This is a genomic window from Microcoleus sp. K5-D4 (assembly GCF_036704575.1).
Lineage (GTDB): Bacteria > Cyanobacteriota > Cyanobacteriia > Cyanobacteriales > Microcoleaceae > Microcoleus.
This window is the reverse complement of record NZ_JAUBSD010000024.1, coordinates 15,520-33,950: the sequence shown is the minus strand read 5'-3', so window position 1 is coordinate 33,950 and position 18,431 is coordinate 15,520. Positions and strand designations below refer to the sequence as shown.

The 18,431-nt window shown below is 46.1% G+C and carries 16 protein-coding genes and 32 tRNA genes; 4 read left to right on the top strand and 44 right to left on the bottom strand.

The genetic code is table 11. The annotated features are described in order from the left end of the window. Positions 1 to 269: 269 nt before the first annotated feature. Positions 270 to 908 carry a ThiF family adenylyltransferase gene (locus QUA77_RS10390; protein ID WP_333450049.1) on the bottom strand — a complete coding sequence of 213 codons (639 nt, stop codon included), beginning with the start codon at positions 906 to 908 and terminating at the stop codon, positions 270 to 272. A 12-nt stretch (positions 909 to 920) separates the two neighbouring features. After that, positions 921 to 1,748, bottom strand: coding sequence for a hypothetical protein (locus QUA77_RS10385; protein WP_333039033.1), 828 nt, complete (start codon positions 1,746 to 1,748; stop codon positions 921 to 923). A 153-nt stretch (positions 1,749 to 1,901) separates the two neighbouring features. Here QUA77_RS10385 and QUA77_RS10380 point away from each other — a divergent pair, with 153 nt between their 5' ends. Beyond that, a complete protein-coding gene (locus QUA77_RS10380) occupies positions 1,902 to 2,294 on the top strand; it encodes a DUF4189 domain-containing protein (RefSeq protein ID WP_333039031.1) in 393 nt (130 codons plus the stop codon). Positions 2,295 to 2,437: 143 nt separating this feature from the next. On the opposite strand, the gene QUA77_RS10375 is transcribed toward QUA77_RS10380, so the two are convergent. Continuing rightward, on the bottom strand, positions 2,438 to 2,779 hold the full coding sequence (locus QUA77_RS10375) for a hypothetical protein (RefSeq protein ID WP_333039029.1): 342 nt from the start codon (positions 2,777 to 2,779) through the stop codon (positions 2,438 to 2,440). A gap of 413 nt (positions 2,780 to 3,192) precedes the next feature. On the opposite strand from QUA77_RS10375, the gene QUA77_RS10370 reads away from it, so the two are divergent. After that, on the top strand, positions 3,193 to 3,447 hold the full coding sequence (locus QUA77_RS10370) for a DUF433 domain-containing protein (protein WP_333039025.1): 255 nt from the start codon (positions 3,193 to 3,195) through the stop codon (positions 3,445 to 3,447). A gap of 73 nt (positions 3,448 to 3,520) precedes the next feature. Here QUA77_RS10370 and QUA77_RS10365 read toward each other — a convergent pair whose 3' ends face one another. The 41 genes from QUA77_RS10365 to QUA77_RS10165 form a co-directional block, all read right to left on the bottom strand. Then, positions 3,521 to 4,714, bottom strand: coding sequence for a hypothetical protein (locus QUA77_RS10365; protein ID WP_333450048.1), 1,194 nt, complete (start codon positions 4,712 to 4,714; stop codon positions 3,521 to 3,523). A 63-nt stretch (positions 4,715 to 4,777) separates the two neighbouring features. After that, a complete protein-coding gene (locus QUA77_RS10360; RefSeq protein WP_333450047.1) occupies positions 4,778 to 6,217 on the bottom strand; it encodes a hypothetical protein in 1,440 nt (479 codons plus the stop codon). 210 nt (positions 6,218 to 6,427) lie between these two features. Next, a complete protein-coding gene (locus QUA77_RS10355) occupies positions 6,428 to 6,889 on the bottom strand; it encodes a hypothetical protein (protein ID WP_333450046.1) in 462 nt (153 codons plus the stop codon). Positions 6,890 to 7,491: 602 nt separating this feature from the next. Further along, entirely contained in the window at positions 7,492 to 7,692 is a 201-nt protein-coding gene (locus tag QUA77_RS10350) for a hypothetical protein (protein WP_333039015.1), read from the bottom strand. Positions 7,693 to 7,815: 123 nt separating this feature from the next. Continuing rightward, positions 7,816 to 8,016, bottom strand: coding sequence for a radical SAM protein (locus QUA77_RS10345; RefSeq protein WP_333450045.1), 201 nt, complete (start codon positions 8,014 to 8,016; stop codon positions 7,816 to 7,818). A gap of 305 nt (positions 8,017 to 8,321) precedes the next feature. Then, positions 8,322 to 9,284: a GNAT family N-acetyltransferase gene (locus QUA77_RS10340; protein ID WP_333450044.1), complete on the bottom strand. Its 963-nt coding sequence runs from the start codon at positions 9,282 to 9,284 to the stop codon at positions 8,322 to 8,324. A gap of 235 nt (positions 9,285 to 9,519) precedes the next feature. Further along, a tRNA-Lys gene (locus QUA77_RS10335) sits at positions 9,520 to 9,593 on the bottom strand. Then, positions 9,584 to 9,712: a hypothetical protein gene (locus tag QUA77_RS10330; RefSeq protein WP_333450043.1), complete on the bottom strand. Its 129-nt coding sequence runs from the start codon at positions 9,710 to 9,712 to the stop codon at positions 9,584 to 9,586. Before QUA77_RS10330 ends, QUA77_RS10335 begins: the two co-directional genes overlap by 10 nt. Before the next feature lie 344 nt (positions 9,713 to 10,056). Continuing rightward, the gene (tuf, locus tag QUA77_RS10325) at positions 10,057 to 11,286 is read right to left on the bottom strand and encodes an elongation factor Tu (protein WP_333450042.1); all 1,230 of its coding nucleotides are present in this window, start codon (positions 11,284 to 11,286) and stop codon (positions 10,057 to 10,059) included. A 102-nt stretch (positions 11,287 to 11,388) separates the two neighbouring features. Then, positions 11,389 to 11,473, bottom strand: a tRNA-Ser gene (locus QUA77_RS10320). Positions 11,474 to 11,529: 56 nt separating this feature from the next. Then, positions 11,530 to 11,601, bottom strand: a tRNA-Lys gene (locus QUA77_RS10315). A gap of 101 nt (positions 11,602 to 11,702) precedes the next feature. Beyond that, a complete protein-coding gene (locus QUA77_RS10310) occupies positions 11,703 to 12,275 on the bottom strand; it encodes a dihydrofolate reductase family protein (RefSeq protein ID WP_333450041.1) in 573 nt (190 codons plus the stop codon). A gap of 457 nt (positions 12,276 to 12,732) precedes the next feature. Then, positions 12,733 to 12,815: transfer RNA gene (locus QUA77_RS10305), tRNA-Ser, on the bottom strand. A 4-nt stretch (positions 12,816 to 12,819) separates the two neighbouring features. Further along, positions 12,820 to 12,894: transfer RNA gene (locus QUA77_RS10300), tRNA-His, on the bottom strand. A gap of 6 nt (positions 12,895 to 12,900) precedes the next feature. Continuing rightward, a tRNA-Ala gene (locus tag QUA77_RS10295) sits at positions 12,901 to 12,973 on the bottom strand. Positions 12,974 to 13,034: 61 nt separating this feature from the next. Next, positions 13,035 to 13,111: transfer RNA gene (locus tag QUA77_RS10290), tRNA-Ala, on the bottom strand. Between the two features lie 6 nt (positions 13,112 to 13,117). Next, a tRNA-Arg gene (locus QUA77_RS10285) sits at positions 13,118 to 13,191 on the bottom strand. Positions 13,192 to 13,524: 333 nt separating this feature from the next. Beyond that, positions 13,525 to 13,597, bottom strand: a tRNA-Arg gene (locus tag QUA77_RS10280). 6 nt (positions 13,598 to 13,603) lie between these two features. Further along, positions 13,604 to 13,678, bottom strand: a tRNA-Val gene (locus tag QUA77_RS10275). Between the two features lie 5 nt (positions 13,679 to 13,683). Beyond that, positions 13,684 to 13,755 (bottom strand) — tRNA-Gly (locus QUA77_RS10270). A gap of 181 nt (positions 13,756 to 13,936) precedes the next feature. After that, positions 13,937 to 14,007 (bottom strand) — tRNA-Gly (locus QUA77_RS10265). Positions 14,008 to 14,012: 5 nt separating this feature from the next. Continuing rightward, positions 14,013 to 14,089 (bottom strand) — tRNA-Thr (locus tag QUA77_RS10260). A gap of 6 nt (positions 14,090 to 14,095) precedes the next feature. Further along, positions 14,096 to 14,166, bottom strand: a tRNA-Thr gene (locus tag QUA77_RS10255). Positions 14,167 to 14,262: 96 nt separating this feature from the next. Next, positions 14,263 to 14,336 (bottom strand) — tRNA-Leu (locus QUA77_RS10250). Positions 14,337 to 14,467: 131 nt separating this feature from the next. Next, positions 14,468 to 14,540: transfer RNA gene (locus QUA77_RS10245), tRNA-Pro, on the bottom strand. A 4-nt stretch (positions 14,541 to 14,544) separates the two neighbouring features. Further along, positions 14,545 to 14,625, bottom strand: a tRNA-Leu gene (locus QUA77_RS10240). Between the two features lie 23 nt (positions 14,626 to 14,648). Further along, positions 14,649 to 14,725: transfer RNA gene (locus QUA77_RS10235), tRNA-Leu, on the bottom strand. Between the two features lie 29 nt (positions 14,726 to 14,754). Next, positions 14,755 to 14,828: transfer RNA gene (locus QUA77_RS10230), tRNA-Gln, on the bottom strand. A 5-nt stretch (positions 14,829 to 14,833) separates the two neighbouring features. Next, positions 14,834 to 14,908 (bottom strand) — tRNA-Gln (locus QUA77_RS10225). 10 nt (positions 14,909 to 14,918) lie between these two features. Continuing rightward, positions 14,919 to 14,993 (bottom strand) — tRNA-Asn (locus QUA77_RS10220). A 6-nt stretch (positions 14,994 to 14,999) separates the two neighbouring features. Further along, a tRNA-Phe gene (locus QUA77_RS10215) sits at positions 15,000 to 15,072 on the bottom strand. Positions 15,073 to 15,076: 4 nt separating this feature from the next. Then, positions 15,077 to 15,163 (bottom strand) — tRNA-Ser (locus QUA77_RS10210). A 4-nt stretch (positions 15,164 to 15,167) separates the two neighbouring features. Then, a tRNA-Arg gene (locus QUA77_RS10205) sits at positions 15,168 to 15,242 on the bottom strand. Positions 15,243 to 15,276: 34 nt separating this feature from the next. Next, positions 15,277 to 15,358: transfer RNA gene (locus QUA77_RS10200), tRNA-Tyr, on the bottom strand. 13 nt (positions 15,359 to 15,371) lie between these two features. Further along, a tRNA-Lys gene (locus QUA77_RS10195) sits at positions 15,372 to 15,446 on the bottom strand. Between the two features lie 5 nt (positions 15,447 to 15,451). After that, positions 15,452 to 15,525, bottom strand: a tRNA-Glu gene (locus QUA77_RS10190). Positions 15,526 to 15,531: 6 nt separating this feature from the next. After that, positions 15,532 to 15,606, bottom strand: a tRNA-Trp gene (locus QUA77_RS10185). Between the two features lie 3 nt (positions 15,607 to 15,609). Next, a tRNA-Met gene (locus QUA77_RS10180) sits at positions 15,610 to 15,684 on the bottom strand. 102 nt (positions 15,685 to 15,786) lie between these two features. Further along, positions 15,787 to 15,860, bottom strand: a tRNA-Cys gene (locus QUA77_RS10175). Then, positions 15,861 to 15,935, bottom strand: a tRNA-Glu gene (locus QUA77_RS10170). Between the two features lie 132 nt (positions 15,936 to 16,067). Then, positions 16,068 to 16,141 (bottom strand) — tRNA-Asp (locus QUA77_RS10165). 382 nt (positions 16,142 to 16,523) lie between these two features. Between QUA77_RS10165 and QUA77_RS10160 the strand changes: the two genes are divergently transcribed. Then, the gene (locus QUA77_RS10160; protein ID WP_333450040.1) at positions 16,524 to 17,186 is read left to right on the top strand and encodes a glutathione S-transferase family protein; all 663 of its coding nucleotides are present in this window, start codon (positions 16,524 to 16,526) and stop codon (positions 17,184 to 17,186) included. Between the two features lie 351 nt (positions 17,187 to 17,537). Then, positions 17,538 to 18,362 (top strand): biotin--[acetyl-CoA-carboxylase] ligase, encoded by an 825-nt coding sequence (locus QUA77_RS10155; RefSeq protein ID WP_333450039.1) that lies wholly within the window; start codon positions 17,538 to 17,540, stop codon positions 18,360 to 18,362. Positions 18,363 to 18,431: the final 69 nt, after the last annotated feature.

The window sequence follows — 18,431 nt, the reverse complement described above, 5'->3', positions numbered from 1 at the left end:
TGGTGTCTTACTGCTGGTCGATGGCAATCATCAGTGTAGCAAACTGCGGAGCTCGCTGCATAGTTTGCTCTACTTGTTCCCGTCAAAACTAATAGGGCGAGAACTGCTAGTAAATAATAAAAAGTCTGCGATCCGGCCATACTTTCCCTGTTAATTTTTCAAGCGTTTTTTGTAATTTGGACGATTGTTTGAGGGTGAGAAACCGGGTTTATAGGATGGGGGCATCCAATCTTGATTGACCGGGTTTCTGGCAACAGTCAACCGACATTCTACAATATAAGTGGCTTTACTGCAAAATCTCCGATCGTGCAAGTTAAATTTTGTTGCTCTTTGGTAGCAGCAAAGGTAACAATAACTTCGCAGGCAACTGCAACTGTCAGGATTACCAAGTTTCGCGCCAGCGGGTAATCGCAAACGTCATCATTCACCGCTGAAGGAACCCGATAGTGTTGGTTCCAAATTATTTCGGAGTAATCGGCAGCTAATCCGACGTGCACGCATGGAAGGGAGGCACTCGCACAGTAATCCTTGACTGCTTGCCGCCCGACACTGTTATCAAAAGTATCGATGACTGTGGCGCTGTTGGCAAGCAGTCGATCGGCATTTGCGGGTGTCAATTCTTTTGAGTGCGCGTCAATGCTGACTCCCAAAGCGCGGTAGAGGTTGTTGGCGAGAATTTTGGCTTTGAATGCGCCGATGTCCGATCGATAATAGGGTTGAGTAGAAAGGTTGCGTTCCTCAATGCGATCGTGATCGATGACTTTTAACTGACAAAAGCCCGATCGCGCCAGACTTTCTGTAATATTCGCACCCAAAGCGCCCGCGCCACACACCGTTACCGGGAAATTTTTGATCAGCGACATCACTGCCGGACTTCTGTAAAGTTGTTCGTGAAAAAATATACTCATGGTAATCAAGAATTAGCGATTTTCGACGACTCCAACCAATGAATGCAAGTCGAAGTCTTTGTCCAATCCGCTGAGACAAATCCCCGCACTCATAACTGTCAAGTCATTTTTGGCGATCGCAGAAGTGTGGTGTTCTCCCGTTCCGCTAGTCCATTCAACCAGCCAATAATTGTCGCGATCGAAAAAATCTCGCAATTCACCGCCACCCATTTTCAACGCCCCCTGCAAGCGCTTTTCTGCCCGCACTTTCGGATCGAAACCTTTAATATTTCGGGACACCAACTCATAAACTGTTCGCATTTCCGGTGTCATCCCTTTAAAGCGAACTTCTTGAGGCAAAATCAACTTTTTCAAAGCTGCTTTCAATTCCTCAGACGGCTGCGGATCGGCGCGTCTGTCAATCTCTTCAAACCACAAACAATGACCATCCCAGCGCGCAACAATCGGCTCAAACTGCGAACCTTCAGTTACTAAATGCACGGGTACGGGTTTAGCAACACCCGTGCGCTGTTTAGCATCAGATTCGTTAACAGGATAAGCCAGCCAAGTTTGCCCTTGCAGCACGCAAGCCAACTGCAAGCGAACGGGTACGAGCAGTTGCAAATACTCGGCTACTTGCGGCAAACTAGGTTCCTCAATCACCGCAGCAATTTTCTCATTGACTGGCCCAAAAATAGCCCATCCTTCAAAGTTGCGTGGCTGCGGTTGAAAAGTATAAATCATTGAGCTAACTCTTATCCGCACGCTTCCCCCGCGCACGCAGGGCGCAAGAAATTGGGTATCAAGTAGGTGCGCTTCTTGGGCAGCGAGTTGGCTGAGGATTTTGCGGATATCTGCCACTGAATTTACCTCCGTCATCTTAGTTTTTGTTACCGAAGACACTTTTTGTTTAAGAGAATATAAAGATTTCTCAACACTATTGACAGGAATTAATATCCTAATCTAATATTGAGCGAACCTCGCAAGTTAACCTTGTAGATATCTTAAGTAAATATGCTGCAAAAGCTTTTTTCTAAGTGGGTTGTAGTCACAGCTTTGACACTTCCTCTTTTTGGCTCAGTCCAGGTAGCTAAAGCTCAGGACAGCTATGGAGCTACTGCTTATTCTCCGACTTCTGACGCCACTGGTATTAGTTGGGATCATGCTACAGAGAAAGAAGCACTAAACGCAGCAGTAGCGGTGTGCAATGAACAAAGCGGAGGTGCGAACGACTGCGAACCCCTGACATCTAATAGTAATAATTGTGGAGCGATCGCAGTAGGTAAAGGAGGAGCAGGTGCAGGCTGGGGCGACGATCAAGCCGCAGCAGAAGCTCAAGCTCTCGCCGGTTGCAGCGAACTAGAGGGCGGCAGTTGTAAAGTGCAGCTTTCAGCTTGCAACAACTAATTAAACGGATAAAAATCGGTGGAACAGGTGTATATGTTTGCTGCTAAAACAGCTTAAAAAATAGTAAATGTATGGTGTGCAATGCACACCATACCAAATACAACTCAGCTAAAATTAGGGTACGCAATGCACACCCTACGCAGTTAATCTCCTACTTCGGAAGTAACTGCATCGGGTGGCAGCAAACTTTCTAATCTATCTTTAGACCAATATTCAGTAGGGTAAGCGAGTGCAATAATATCAGAGAGTCGAATCAGCCACGTAACTTGTCCGTAAGCATCAATATGTTCCGCCTGTTCGTTAGGAGGAACTATCACCAAAAGTTCCACAAACTCCCCGAACAAATTAATCGGGATGCCGCCGAAACTGCTATTATTAGTTTTAATCCAAACTTTGCTGCCTCGATCGAGAGCTTCTTGGAGTCGCTGGCAGAGCAAACTGGATTTTTTGACCTGGGATTTTTTGGCTTTCGACTTTTTTCCCATAGTTTTAAGAAGTTAAAGTAGTTGTATTGTGGATTGCACAGCGGGTTGCACAGTTCGTTGAACAGTGGGTTGAGATCTAGTGCGCTCGCCCTTTGGTATTGAAACGGACTGAAGCAAAAAGGGCGATCGCCCCGTCGCTACCCTATCACTCTAGTCTATAAGAAAGCGCTGTACTGCGATCGTAATAACAATTTAATCGCAAAATGGGGAAATGACACCAGCTCAAAAAAAATACCACTGTCGCCAAACTCCAAACCCTGGTTGGCATCAGTGATTCCCAATCTAAAATCTAAAATCTAAAATGGTATTACCTGCCGTATCATGTTACACAATCAGTCAACGAGATCCGTGTTTCTACTGTGCCCAAATGCAGTATAATTGGCTGAATATTCCCAAATCGTTTAAGTAAAACAATGGACTGGCGAAAGCTCATTCATCCCAACCCGAAAGCTTCAACAAGTCAACCAGCAGCGCCAGAAACTCGATTGTCTGTAGAATTTTTGCTAGGGCTCTTTGCTGCGGGATGGACTCAACAGCAGGTGTTAGAAAAATATCCCGCACTGACTTCGGAAAAGTTACGCGCTGCTTTGGCTGGTGCGGATTCCCAGTTAGTGTCATCCATCGCTAATCCAGAATTACAAGAAATTATCGCTCAAACTAGAGAATAATTTAAAATGCTAACACCTGAAGGATTGCGGGCTGTTTTCCGTTTGCTGCTGAATGTCTCCATATATAAAAGTTCTACTTGACACGATAATTCCAGGTTTGGATAGCTAAATCTATAAACCATCCTAAATTAAAGTCTGTCTCCTTTTGGTAAATTTCCCACCATTCCCTAGTAGTGCTATCAATAGGTGGAGTAATTCCTTTAAGGAGATACAAAAGTAAGAAAAAAGTATTATGATTATAACCTAGTGCAGCTTGCGTCAAGTACATATTAGGTTTACACCATTTTAACATTCCATGCCTAGTCATTCCTGAAAATGTATTAGGTTGAGGTTGCTCTTTTAAGTTGATAGTATCTTTGGTACAAACAACCCATTCTATAGAAGAATTTGAAGAAAAAGGGTTGCCTACTTTTTTCAAAACACATCCAAATCGAGTTATCGGTGTTTTGATATTATTATTAACGGCTGTTGGCAACCAAAGAAATAAAACGATTCCGTTAGTAGTGTTAGTTATTTCTGCCACTTTTTTGTGATTCACTCCATCCCCAGTTCCATACAATATTTTTCTGTAAGTGGTACTAACCATTTCTTTTACTTTTGGCTGAGACAAAAGCAAAGTTCGCAACTTCAGAAAATCTGTATGATAGTCTGGTGGGAGCCTACCTACAAAATTGCAAGTAAAAGGAGGTAAACTGCTAAGATCTAAATTATGAGAGATTTCTGGCAACCCAAATACAGGGTAAGAAATTTCATAAATTTGACTTAATAGTTTAAATTGACCTGAATTATGATAATTTTGTACAGCAAATTCCCAAAAACAAAAATCTTCTTCAAATTTTGAAGCTTCTTTGTCTGTGTAATTATCATCGTGAAAACTCGGTGCGATCGCTATCATTTTCACGGGCAATGAATAGTCAATTTTCTCCTCAAAGCATTTATTGGTGAGAATAGCTTTACGATAACGAGTTAGCTGCGAAACTAATCCTCGATCTTCTTCATTTTTCAACTCAATAATTATCGGTTGATTTTCGGATTTGGTACAGCACAATAAATCGCATCGCTGCATTTTTACAGTATGCTGCCTTTTGATTTTAATTAGCGAGGGAAATATTTCATCAAATTTCTCATCTATATAATCTTCCAAATCCATCTCGGATTGAAACCTGATTTCACCACCAATATAAATTAACTTGCGATTAGCAGTTTTTACCCTCTCATTCAACCTTTTACCTTGGGTTGATAGATGTTTTGCTTTGAGGTATGGCACAGTAGCTCTCCCATAAAGTGAGCATTGGCCGCAAGCTTAACTCACGAGCCATGCCCAATTATATCACTTATCATCCCTGACCGGCAGCGATGTATCCAGAATTTCCATCAACAATTCCAGCCGCGAAGGACGGCTCAACATCGGCACTAAATTCGGTAAGGAGTAGTAATCTCCCGCAAACGTAAAGGTTTCCACCGATACTTGTTTGTCCTTCAATTGCTTCTGGACATATTCGCACCAAGCACCAACTCGCACAATCACAACATCAGGAATTACCCCCAAACTGCGGCAGTAATTCTGATAAGCATCTGCAAAATAAGGTGCAGCGTTTTCGCCTTCATCTGTCACCATAATGAATTGTTCGACAACCTGCTTCTTAATCCGCATTGCTTCCACCGCGCAACCGCAACTTGTGCCGCCGCCAGCGCGAATGTGCTTGAAAGCGCCTTCCCAGTCTGTCAATTCGCTGCCGTTTGCTTGCACTGGATACGGTATCGTGTCAAAGGCATAAACGAACAGTGCAGCCTCGGAAATGCCGGAAATCAAAGCAGCGAGACGCTTCCCGACTTCGATCGCACTTTCCATTGAACCCGACTTGTCAATCAACAAACCGGTTGCTTTCGCAATCTTGCCGCGCTTCTTCACCTGTTCGTTTGTCACCGCTTCCAGCTTCGCCACCGTTGCTGCGTCGAAGTTCGCGCCCGCGCCCGCAACACTCGCTTTGTAAGCAGAAACCCGATCGCACTTTACCGCTTCATCCAGCTTCGAGTCAATCAACTGCTTGACTTCCGCGTGATCCATCGCCCCGCGCGACTGAATCGATTTCAAATTGTTGATAACTTCCTGCGGCGACATCGAGTTAATCAGCGCGGCCAAAACCGTTGGCGTTAGCTGTCTGATCGCACCAACTGCGATCGTATACGGAATCTTGTACTCAACAATCAAATTCGCCTGTTCCGCAGGTGTCGCCGCCTTGGCCAACTGCTTCAAAACGAACGCCAGAGAGTCTTCCGGCGGATTGTCTTTGAAGAGAATAGCGTTAGCGCGATCGCTCGGCTTGACGTGCAGCGTTGCGTACAAATGCTTCATCGCCTTGCGGTTGCGGAGGGCGGCGCGATCGAAAAACTGTGCATTCTTTTCCCGCGATTTCAGATAGCGAGTGACAGCAGTGCGCGCGCTGCGCGGCACCTTATTCTGGTGCCGCTTCATAAAGTCCACAATGCGCGAAACCTCGTAGGGAGGGAACTCTTGCAGCATCATAAACCCGGCATCTCGGTGTTCCGTCAGCGCCGAAGTCAGCAAATTTCCGGCAAAAACTTCCTTGTGATCGCGCACGTCGCCGTGACGCTGATACCACACTGCTAAATGACCGTAAAAAATGGGGTCTAATTCGATAATTAACTTGTGAATTTCTGCTACTTTTTCTAATACACGGTGAGGAGTGGTGAGCAGACTGTTGAGCATTTCCAAACGCAAATCGCGTTCTGCTGTATTCATATTCATTGGTGTTACCTTCCTATTCGATTTTGGATGTTGGATTTGAGAAGTATTCAAAATCGGTGGTTGGCAGTTGTTGCACGCTAGCGAGTGAAATTTAAAAATCACCGCGCAAGTTTGGGGAGCTTTTTTTAGTAAACCTATGGCTAAACCTAATAGGGTCTGTATGTAAGCTCTCGCGATTGGGGCGCGGCAAAAACTGCGATTTGAAATTAACTATTTCAGGGAAACTGTTTCTAATTCGATCGCTCTCAAATCTGGTTCAACCCAGTTATTTCGAGCTTCCCAAGACATCAGCCGATCGCGCGTGTAGTAGCGAAAGGGTAAAGTGCGATCGGCATATTTTGCAATCAAACCGTTAGCCAGATGTACGATCGACCGATTCCGGCTTTCATCGGCGAGATATCGGTGAATAGTTCGCACCCAAAACAGCGTTAGCGTTTCGTGATACCCGCTGTTTTTTGTGGTTTCAATTCCTTGAACCGAGTTGTAACGTTTAATGCCATTGCGAATCGCATTGATTGCTTCTTGCTCGGAGTCATAAAACAGATACCAAAGGGCAACGGTTAAATGTGCCTCGTGCGTCCATTGACTTCGCGACAGGTTGCATTCTTGGAAGGCATGAATCACACTGTCTATCTCTTTGGGCGATAGGTAAATTATAGTTTTTTTGGTCATGATTTAAGGCTCCTCACACACCACTTTTATATCTAACTTTTTATAAAGATGAGATGTTCCGCACAAGTTTGCGAAGCGTTTTGACTGTCCGATGGCTCTACCCCTGAGCTACAGCCCCTTAAACGGGGCTGGCAGGATTTGAACCTGCGACAAATCGATTAGAATGTGTGTATTCGCTTCACTCGTTAGGGTGCGGAACAAAATTTTTCTAATCTCTAAACTAGAAAATTTTGACTTGTGATTATTCTAAATTGCTCAATTATTTTTGCCTTTTATAGCATTAAAAGTCACTTCGCGCAAGTTAAGAAAGCCGTTGGCACATACGCAGGAGTTGAACCCGCGACCTTTTCTGTTAAAGAGAAATGCTCTACCAATGAGCTAGTATGTAAGCTTCCTTTGTTGGGGCGCGAAGTGGAACTTTTAAGCGCCTGAAAGATATAAAAAATTCAGCTATAAAAGGCAGCGCACAAGTCAGAGAAGCTTTTTTTCAGCCTAGGGGCCCGTAGGAATTGAACCTACAATTGGATTTTAAGTTGAACGTTTCCAGTTTGTAAGCTTCTTTAGTTGGGGTGCGCTGTCTAATACGTGCTTTAAGTTAATTTCTAGCCGTAAACAGCTTCTGGGCGGACAATTAAATCACCGCTGGGACGGCGATCGAGCACGTAAGACTCGAAACGCTCGCCCTTGACATCAAAATGCTTTGCCAGACGTTCCTTAATAGCCTTGTCGCTCATTCCTGCCGCGATACCCAGTTGGTTTTCCGCCAAGTCATAGGAACGTCCTTCAAAACGAATGTGAACCATTACCGATACCTCCTAGAGCAATTTTGGATTTGGGATTGGTAGCTTATCTGCTCTCGACTTTGGCTTTTTGTGAGACTTAGCAAATTGCCAGTATCGGTAAAGATTCACGAAATCTGATAACCTTTACTGAAAGAAGCGCCGTTCTAGGTGATAAGCTTGTTTGATTCTGCGGATTTCCTCAGCCTTTTTGGTTGCTTGAAATCTGGCCGAACTTGTCTGTTCTGAATCCGCATGAAATTCATTGAAATTAGACTGATTTCCTACAGCATCTGACTCTGGTCGAGTCAGTTTGTAACCGAACAGTCTCGTATAAAGTAACAACATGACCATCGAGTCTGTATTGCAAGACTTCCAACTTGATGTTCCTTGAAATTTTGAGCAATATTCAGTTGTCAAGGTTCAGAATTTGCACGGAAAATACAGGTTTTTGCTTGTCCTGCGCTTTCCATATTTTTTATGCTACATAAATACTACACAGGTGTCAAGGGGGTAGCAAAAGTTTTTTAGATAAAACTTACACGAGGGGCGAGAAACCGGGTTTTTTCACGAAAATACTTCGTAGCAACCCGCAGATTTAGTAAAAAACCCGGTTTCTTTGGTCAAAGCGCGATCGCGAACTGTAACATCGATCAAACGTCCTTAACATAAGAAATGCTATCGCGAATATTGTGGAAGCCCGCAGACTCGTAAAGATGCAAGGCACCTGATGAATTTTCAGCATCGACGCCGAGAATAGCAGTAGCGACACCGGCAGCTTTCAGTCGATGCAAACCAGCGAGCAACATCGCTCGTCCCAATCCCATTTTGCGGAAGCCGCGCCTAGTCCCGAGACAAGCAATCCAGCCTTCATTGCGCCCGGTACGATCGCACTCTTCCACACTAATCTTGCAGCAACAAAAACTGACAAATGTGCCGTCATCAGCAACAGCAATCAAGTCTAAATCATTTCTGTAATCGGGTTTAGCTAGCTCGTGCTTAAATTTATCCACCGTTAAATCGTGATGATTCCAGTGATCGATAAACGACTGGTTGAACATTTCTACCCAAGCTGCCGCATCCTGTTCGCCGGGGAACTGACGCAGCGCGAAACCTTCGGGAAAGTGCGGTTCTGGGATCGGTTCAGAGAGCGATCGCGCCATTCGGTAAAAATAGCGATCGGCCTTAAAACCGCAACTAGCCAGCACAGAAATGCGATCGCAATCCTCAGCGCGCGCGTAGGTTCGCAGCTTCACGCGCGCGCCCCGCATCCCAGACACTTCGCGCATCCGCACTTCACCCCAGGCGATCGCGGCTGCTTCCACATCACCACCGCGCGCATCGGGGTGAACGCGAAACCAGAGCCAACCGTCAATTACTTCCCCAGGTTCAGAAATCCACAACCGAGCGAAACCGATTAATTTTCCCTCCACATCTTCCCAAAGGCGAATATCGCGGGCTTTGTCGAGGGACGGTTGGTTAAATTCTTGTTGCAATTCCGAGAGGGAAGTACCTTCGTCGAGCCGATCAACTTCTTCGCAAGTATTGATTAAATGGGCGATCGCAGTTAAATCGCCATCGCCCCCATAGCAGCGCGCCGAGAGACTTGCCATCATAGCTAATCACCATTTCCTGTCGTTATTCAGTTTAAAAATAGCTTGGGCGATCGCACTTTTATCGATCGACTCGCCCCAATGGTCGATCGGCATTCAAAATCTGACAACGCAAACACTCACAGTAATCCAACCGCTACAGCCGTTGACTGCGATCCTGAGCGCCAAATGGGCGTAAAACTACATACTAGAGACAGTTTAAAGTCTCAAAGCCTTGTGAGTCCTATGTTATTTGGGATGGGAGTAGAAGGACTTGAACCTTCGACCTTGAGATTAAGAGTCACCTGCTCTAACCAACTGAGCTATACTCCCGCATCTAGGCTACTATAACACAACTGTTCTGAAAATTCAACTATTTTTGTATAAATTTGTGGCGATCGCCCAGGGTCAATATTTAACGCAAGTGCGATCGCCCTGATTCCATATTTCATTTATGCGCGATCGACCTCAAGCACCTCGGGTGAAAGCATCCAACCTCTGTAAACTACTTCTGAGTTTTGGGGAAGCGGCGGGCTGATTTTAGGTGAATTGTCCCCCAAGGATTCTCAGCAAATAGCCGCAGTGTTGAATCCTGCGTTATTCAGCGATGCAGCTTGGTCGATGTACATCTCATCAACCTGTTTTGGATTGAAGTAATCGCTAGGAAAAAGAAATATCATGACAGCTTTAGTATTGGGGCATAACCTTACAATAATATGAGTAATTGTACATAAATAAATAATGAGTAAGGTGGACTTTTGCCCACCCTACTGATTCTAATTGGTTCCGAAAGCGTCTACTTGAGAATGTGGGACACGACACCGGCACCGACAGTACGATTGCCTTCGCGGATGGCAAAACGCATATTTTGTTCGATCGCGATCGGCTGCAACAACTTCACAGTCATATTAACCCGGTCGCCCGGAATTACCATGTTGATCGCGCTTCCGTCATCAGCCGTAAAAGATGCGATCGTACCCGTAACATCCGTTGTCCGCACGTAGAATTGAGGGCGATATCCCGCAAAGAAAGGAGTCCGGCGGCCGCCTTCTTTTTCCGACAGCACGTAAACCTCAGAATCGAATTCAGTGTGAGGTTTAATTGAACCGGGTTTAGCAAGCACCATCCCCCGCTCAATTTCGTCTTTTTGGATGCCGCGAAGCAACAAACCGACATTATCTCCAGCCCTTCCTTCATCCAGAAGTTGCTGGAACATTTCAACGCCGATAACAGTTATCGTGCGAGTGTTTTGGATTCCCACCAATTCCACAGTATCGCCGACTTTGATTTTACCCCGCTCGATTTTGCCCGTGGCGACAGTTCCCCGACCTTTGATCGAGAACACATCTTCAACAGCCATCAGAAAAGGTTTGTCAATATCGCGATCGGGCGTAGAAATCCAGTCATCTACCGCATCCATCAAATCGTAAATGCCATCGACCCACTCATCCTCGCCGCGCTGAATTTTCGGATTAGCAGTCATCTTTTCCAGCGCTTTCAGTGCCGAACCTGCGACAATTGGAATATCATCGCCCGGGAAACCGTAAGAAATGAGAAGTTCGCGAATTTCTAACTCGACCAACTCCAAAATTTCCGCATCCTCCACCATATCTTTCTTATTCAAAAAGACAACCAACTTCGGCACTCCCACTTGCCGCGCTAACAAGATATGTTCGCGAGTTTGAGGCATCGAGCCATCGGCAGCAGACACGACGAGGATTGCACCATCCATTTGAGCGGCACCCACGATCATGTTTTTCACGTAATCAGCGTGACCCGGACAATCAACGTGAGCATAATGGCGCTCGCCAGTTTCATACTCAACGTGAGCCGTATTAATCGTGATTCCCCGCTGTTTCTCTTCCGGTGCAGCATCGATTTCATCGTATTTTTTAGCCTTGGCCCGACCCTGTGCAGCCAGCGTCATTGTAATCGCCGCTGTTAGGGTTGTTTTGCCGTGGTCAACGTGACCGATCGTACCGACATTGATGTGGGGTTTGTTCCGTTCAAATTTGGTGCGTGACATTACATTTGATTCTCCTCTAAGAGTTGTTTTTGGTTTCTAATCATGAGTTTTTAGTCCTTAGCCTGTTATTGATGACTAAGGACTGATGACTAATGATTAAAAAGGAAAGTGGAGGAGTCGAACCTCTACAGCTTTCGCTGCACTCTGGTATTCCAAACCAGTTGCCGTCCACACAGCCGCACTTTCCAAGTTTTGGAATTTTTAACCGCAGATAAACGCTGATTAAGGCAGATAGATTGAAAGTGGGTGGTATAGGAGTTGAACCTATCTGGTACCGGTTAAAAGCCGGGTGCATAACCGCTTTGCTAACCACCCTTAAAAATTCAGCGTTTGTGTAATTACTAAAAAATTATTGTGTAGTAAACACTTCAGTCCTTTTTTGCCCCCAGCAATTGCAACGCCTAAAGTCCCGATTGCTAATGCTTCACTCGATAATGAAGTAACATGAAACCGTTGCTATAGATTTTGCGATCGGTAAGTTCCAAATCTGTCGGATCGAGTGCACGGGAAAAAAGAGGAATTCCAGATCCGATAACTAGCGGATTCAACTTGACAATCATCTCGTCAATCTCCGAAAAAAGAGTTGCCGCTAAAGCGCCACCACCGCACAGCCAGATGTCTTTACCCGTTTCTTTTTTCAATTCCTTAACCAATGCGACAGGATTGTCCGAAACAAGTTCAATATTCTCATCATGACTGGCTTCCATAGTGCGCGAAAAAACATACTGCTTCAAGCTGGGATAAGGATTAGTTACACCAACATTTAGCCCTACCTCATAGGTTTTCCGTCCCATCAAAACGGCATCAAACTGCTTGTTCTCTGCACGAATGCCTCGTGCTTGCTGAAAGTGAGCGGGAAAAGTTTCAGGAAAGGAATCGAATAAATCAGCGAAATGCTCTCCTTCCATAGGAAAACAATCAAATGAGCCATCTTCGCGAGCAATAAATCCGTCAACGGTGCAAGCAACGTAATATTTTAGTTTTCTCATATTTAACCTTTCTTTTGATAAACTGACAAGACTACAAATGGAGAGGACGGGACTCGAACCCGCATCGATCGGCAGCAACTTTCAGGAAACGCGCTTCCTTACTGCCCGCAAGCAGATGAGAACTGCCCCCATCTCGGACTGTTAATTCCTTTCAGTGCCTCCGCAACCCGCTGCCAGTTTGCGTTTTCAGGGAACGTCGCGAAGCAACTTTTTACCCTACTCAACAAACCCGATCGTCCTTTTGGGAGCCGCTTTTCCAAAGTTTTTACGGTGCCATTCCAGTTAGGCGACCTCCCCGCAATTTTTCTCAGTCTATGATAGCAAATCTCGTAAAAAATTGACCATGATTCTCCCTTATTTATATATAAAATCATAAGCAATCCACCGAGGAGGTACTGCCCCTCCTATCCCCGCGTTATCAGCACGGTGTCTCGCTTTTCGACTTCCGGTGGTTAAAAGGAAGATGAAGGAATCGAACCCTTACAGTTACCTGTACCCCAGTTTTCAAGACTGGTTGCCAACCATTTAGCGGCATCTTCCAAGGGGTGTCTGACGGGGCTTGAACCCGCTAATAACTAGCTTCACGGGCTAGCGTCTCGACCGCTTCGACTTCAGACACCGGAAGTGGAGTCAAGGAGAATCGAACTCCTGGCCTCTTGCGTGCAAAGCAAGCGCTCTACCAATTGAGCTATGACCCCGCGTAAAAGATTCACCTGTGGAGTAAATCTCAAATCTCAAATCTCAAATCTCAAATTTGTGTGGTGGATTGCGATCGGATTTGAACCGATATCTTTCTAACAGCCAGTTAGATGCTTTACCAATTAAGCTACGAACCCAGACAGCAGGAGCGGTAGGACTTGAACCCACAACTTTCGAGGTAGAAGCTCGATACTCTATCCAGTTGAGTTACGCTCCCATGTTTTTTGTTAATGCGCGATTCCCTACGGGATAGCGGCGCTTCACGCACTTTGACGTGCAAGTTATCAGAGCATTGCGTTTTCTCAGTTACTAGAGGGACTCCGCCGATGAGTTACTACACACTCTTTAAAGGATGGCTACCTTTAAGCCAACCTGCCGGGTTCATGGCACTCCTCGTTCTCAAACGCCCGCTGATTTTGACAGCGTTACCTTTCCTCTCGTACTAAAGTATGTAGGCTCTAAAGATTGGGGCACGCAAAGGGCGATCGCTCTTAATATAAAAAATTATCCATTCAATGGAATCAACCTCCTTAAATTAAAGCAAAAACAACGAGAGTGGTAGGACTCGAACCCACAACATCCGCGTCCGAAGCGCGGCGCTCTATCCATTGAGCTACACTCCCATAAATTGGTAGTCCTGGCAGGATTTGAACCTGCAACATCTTGCTTGTAAGGCAAACGCTCTACCGTTGAGCTACAGGACTACAAAAGCGGATGATGGGACTCGAACCCATGCGCTGAGAATGGCATACTCAGATGCTAGCCTTTACATCACACCCGCAAACCGATTTGAGATTTGAAATTTTGGATTTAACTGAGATGTTGCACCATTGTTAATAAGCCTTTTATGAACTGCCAAGATGCCCGTTCCACAAGAAAATCTACTCTTTGTGGAACAGGCATCTTGCCTGTTCTGGAGAAGGGTGCAAGATGTGAGATTTAACAAACTTCTTGTTTCCCTAAGCGGATAACGAGGCTCGAACTCGTGCCTAGAGTTTGGAAGACTCGAATGCTACCGTTACACCATATCCGCAATTGTGGGGCTGGTGATAGGAATTGAACCTACAACCGACTGATTACAAATCAGTTGCTCTGCCTAATTGAGCTACACCAGCACGCCAAGCAGATGGCGAGATTTGAACTCGCAAGAAAGCTTTACAAGAACCTCATGTTGCCAATTACATCACACCTGTATTTTTGGTGGCGGGGGCAGGAGTTGAACCTGCTATTAAGAGGCTTATGAGACCTCCAAGCCTACCCAGGCTACTTCACCCGCGATGTCACCAAATACCCCTGACTGGCATCGAACCAGCACTAACTAGATCCTAAATCTAGCGCCTCTACCAATTGGGCTACAGGGGCAAAACCGATTTGAGGTTTGAGATTTGAGATTTTAGATTGAATAAAACCTCATACCCCTGACAGGCCTCGAACCTGCAAAAAACACTCGTTCTGAGCGAGTGATGTTTTCCAATTACATCACAGGGGTAAAGTCGGGATGGTTGGATTTGAACCAACGACTCCATGCTCCCAAAGCATGGCTTCTGGCCGCTGAATTACATCCCGTTCATGCTCCTAGTGAGACTCGAACTCACAATCAAAATAAAACAGATTTTAAGTCTGCCGCGTCTGCCAATTCCGCCACAGGAGCAAGTAGAAACTTAGTTAAAAATTTGGTACTCCTGGTGAGATTTGAACTCACACAACACAATTTTTGAAATTGCGGCCTCTGCCAATTGGGCTACAGGAGTGTAATTGATCTGCTTTGGTAATAGCAGAACTGGGAAGGCAGGGCTCGAACCTGCATTTTGCCGCTTTCAAAGAGCGGTGCCCTACCAATTAGGCGACTTCCCAATTATTGGATGCCGAGGCAGGGGTTGAACCTGCAACCTCATCGTTCAGAGCGATGCGACTTGCCTTTCGTCCACTCGGCAATTGAAAAAATGGCTGCCCCAGTAGGACTCGAACCTACAACCTAGCGGTTAACAACCGCTTGCTCTACCATTGAGCTATAAGGCAACGCAATCCCCCAAGTCAGTATCGAACTGACGACCTCTTGTTCTTCACACAAGCACTCTACCAACTGAGCTATCGGGGGAAAACGGAGAAGGAGGGATTTGAACCCTCGACGGCTGTTAAACCGCTCTTTCTTAGCAGGAAAGCGCCTTAAGCCACTCGGCCACCTCTCCATAGCGAGAACGGAGGGATTTGAACCCCCAAATCTTCAGTTTCGTAGACTGAGATGTTATCCAGTTACACCACGTTCTCAAGATTGCAACTGCATATTAAACGCAGTTACAAATGGGTCGGGCTGGAATTGAACCAGCAACGCTTTAAGCTACTGTTTTACAGACAGCTACCCACGCCAATAGGAGGGCCGACCCAAGATATAAATTTTGGTAGGTCGTCGAGGAATTGAACCTCGATCCTTCCGCTTAAAAGGCGGCTGCAAAACCATTCTGCCAACGACCCAGGAGAAGTGCTGACGGGAGTTGAACCCGCAATCACTTGGGTGAAAACCAAGCGGCTTAAACCATTTGCCTACAGCACTATAAATTGGCACAGGAACTGAGATTTGAACTCAGAATGCTGGTTTTGGAGACCAGAGTGTTGCCAGTTACACCATCCCTGCTTGTGGTCGCAGCGGCGGGATTTGAACCTGCATTGACCAAGGTATGAACTTGGCGCTTTACCATTAAGCTACGCTGCAATGTCACTTTCGCTTCGTTCCTTTTCAAAGTTAAATAAATTAATTAAAAGACTGTTAGTTTAATCTTTTAATTTCTATTTTTTAATTTCTGATTGGGAACAGAGGTTAGGGCGGGATTTGAACCCGCGAAAATCGGTTTTGCAGACCGACGCCTTCAACCACTCGGCCACCTAACCTGGGAGTCCCGACGAGGTTTGCACTCGCAATCTTCTCCTTGAGGGGGAGACGGCTTGACTTTTGCCTACGGGACTTTGACCCCCGCCGAAAAACGGATACTTGCTTTCCGACAGGAGGTGTGGATTTTAGACCAAAGTTCCAGTTCCTAGATTCTTCTCCTGTGGAGTAAATCTAAAATCTAAAATCTAAAATCTAAAATCGACTGACGGGAGTAACGAGACTTGAACTCGCAACCTTTCGCTCGACAGGCGACTGCTCTGACCGGTTGAGCTATACCCCCGCGAAAATCAACAATATTCTGTCCTTGAATTAGTCAAGTTGGGACGGGGTGGCGGTTGATTCCGCGTACTACAACCCGATCGGGCTATTGTTGCCGGAGTCTACACCGCCGATGTCCACAATTATGTGACACGATTAACTTCCTATTCTGTTTTCAAGGTTCATATTGCTGGTGGGACAAGGCTTTGAAGCTCTTTCCCCTTCGCCATACGCTTATACTACATTTATAATACAAGACTGTCAAGGGGGTAATACAACTTTTTTTTAAATTGGGTTTTTTAAAGGGGTGTCGATCGCTCCCACTAACCCTATGCGTTCCCCAAAACCCTTATATACCAAGGTATTTTGCTGCTAAACTGACGGTGTTGCGTAAGGTAAATCTGATGCTGAAACTGTACTACACTCCAATTTCTATGAATTCTCGCCGTGTGTGGGTGGCACTTCTGGAAAAACAGATTGCGTTTGAGCCTCTAGCACTTAACCTCGACGGCGACCAATTTAAGCCGGATTTTCAGGCAATTAACCCGTTCCACCGCATACCGGTGTTAGTGGATGGAGATTTGACTTTGGTGGAGTCGCTGGCAATTCTCGATTATCTGGAGGCGAAATACCCCACGCCTGCACTGCTACCGACAGAGGCGAAAGCGTTGGGAATTGTACGGATGGTGGAAATGCTGACGTTAAATGAACTGTTGCCGGCAATGTTTCCATTAACACGTCAAATGCTGGGTGTAGCGGGAGACACAGCAGAGAAGTTGGAACAGTCAAAACAGCAGATAGTAACGCTGCTGAGGTTTTTTGAGGGCTTGCTGGCGGACGATCGCACTTATTTTGCTGGGGAACAGTTTACTTTCGCCGAAGTGGTGGCGGGCACTGCGGTGCCTTCGCTGGGGATGTTTGGCATATCTTTTGATGAGTATCCGAAGTTGCAGCAGTGGGCCGATCGACTTGCAGGGCGATCGAGTTGGCAGCAAACCGAGGTATCTCAAGCCGAAATTGCGGCCAAAATCCCAATTATTAAGGATTTACTGGCGGCAAGGCTTTAAAAGAGCGATCGAGCTTCAAATAAAATAAATATAGGGGGTGATTGAACTCCCCGCTTTACAAATAAATCTAAAGATACCGGGCGATTTTCAATCGCCGCTTTACAAACAAACTTTACCTGGGTTGACTCAAGAAACTCTTAAGCCTTGCTTTGCGGGTTTTGTCTGTCTAGGCGCGCATCCGAGCGCCCGCATTCGATCGCTGTCAATCCCCGGTGAGACATATTTATAGAAAACTTCGATCGCAACCGCAAGAATTAACACTGACGAAAATGCCGATAGCCCAAACTCGCACAAAAGATTAATCGCCCTGCGATAATCAGCTTTTAGATATCCAATACTACAAATCAAACCTTGTCTGAATTGCCCTTAACTCCCGTACCCGCATCGCCAGAAGCCGATCGCCCAAACCTCCATCACTGGCTACACTCGTTGGATACCTGTCCGAGTACCAACAGTTGGGCGATCGCCCGCGCGGCCCAACTCCACCACGGAGATGCAGTATTTACCAAGCGACAAACCAGCGGGCGCGGCCAACACGGGCGCACTTGGCACGCCCCAACTGGTGTCTTAACTGTTAGTTTTGTACTCGACAACCTCAACCCCAATCTGTTGCCAGGGCTCAGTTTAGCAGCGGGTTTAGCCGTGATTTACGCGATCGAAGATTTGGTTCCCGACTGTCGCGATATGCTGCGCCTGAAATGGCCAAACGATGTCTGGATCGATCGCCACAAATTAGCCGGAATTCTCTGCGAAGCTACTTCTGGCAATGCTTTGTGCAAAACTCGCGCGGTTGTGGGAATTGGACTCAACCGCTGCGTAGATTTCGCGGCTGCGGGATTGGATGAAAGGGATCTCGGCAATGCGGTAAGCTTGCATTCTATTGCTAGTAAAGTACCAGATGAACTGTGTTTGGTCGATCGACTGCGGCACTATTTACTCGAACTAGCCGATATGTTTTCTACCACAGACAAGCCAGCCTCCAAGTCCGGTTTAGCGCTACTTTTGCCGGAATTGCGCCGCCGCGATGCGTTGATTGGCTGCCCGGTGGCGATCGAACTTTCCTCGGAAACCATCTGTGGAGAAGCCGTCGGCATTGATGGAAGCGGCCGCTTGTTAGTATGCTTGGCGGGCGATCGAATACAAGCCTTTACCTCTGGGCGAGTTCGATTAATTTAAGAGGAAGAAGGAAGTTCGGCAACGGATTCTGTAACGGATGTAACGGATGTAAAGGATAGAAGGAAGAAG

Coding starts and splice junctions, on each gene's coding strand:
- QUA77_RS10390 (WP_333450049.1), bottom strand. CDS start 908: ATGAGTATATTTTTTCACGAACAACTTTACAGAAGTCCGGCAGTGATG.
- QUA77_RS10380 (WP_333039031.1), top strand. CDS start 1,902: ATGCTGCAAAAGCTTTTTTCTAAGTGGGTTGTAGTCACAGCTTTGACA.
- QUA77_RS10375 (WP_333039029.1), bottom strand. CDS start 2,779: ATGGGAAAAAAGTCGAAAGCCAAAAAATCCCAGGTCAAAAAATCCAGT.
- QUA77_RS10370 (WP_333039025.1), top strand. CDS start 3,193: ATGGACTGGCGAAAGCTCATTCATCCCAACCCGAAAGCTTCAACAAGT.
- QUA77_RS10360 (WP_333450047.1), bottom strand. CDS start 6,217: ATGAATATGAATACAGCAGAACGCGATTTGCGTTTGGAAATGCTCAAC.
- QUA77_RS10355 (WP_333450046.1), bottom strand. CDS start 6,889: ATGACCAAAAAAACTATAATTTACCTATCGCCCAAAGAGATAGACAGT.
- QUA77_RS10350 (WP_333039015.1), bottom strand. CDS start 7,692: ATGGTTCACATTCGTTTTGAAGGACGTTCCTATGACTTGGCGGAAAAC.
- QUA77_RS10345 (WP_333450045.1), bottom strand. CDS start 8,016: ATGTTGTTACTTTATACGAGACTGTTCGGTTACAAACTGACTCGACCA.
- QUA77_RS10340 (WP_333450044.1), bottom strand. CDS start 9,284: ATGATGGCAAGTCTCTCGGCGCGCTGCTATGGGGGCGATGGCGATTTA.
- QUA77_RS10330 (WP_333450043.1), bottom strand. CDS start 9,712: ATGAAATATGGAATCAGGGCGATCGCACTTGCGTTAAATATTGACCCT.
- tuf (WP_333450042.1), bottom strand. CDS start 11,286: ATGTCACGCACCAAATTTGAACGGAACAAACCCCACATCAATGTCGGT.
- QUA77_RS10310 (WP_333450041.1), bottom strand. CDS start 12,275: ATGAGAAAACTAAAATATTACGTTGCTTGCACCGTTGACGGATTTATT.
- QUA77_RS10160 (WP_333450040.1), top strand. CDS start 16,524: ATGCTGAAACTGTACTACACTCCAATTTCTATGAATTCTCGCCGTGTG.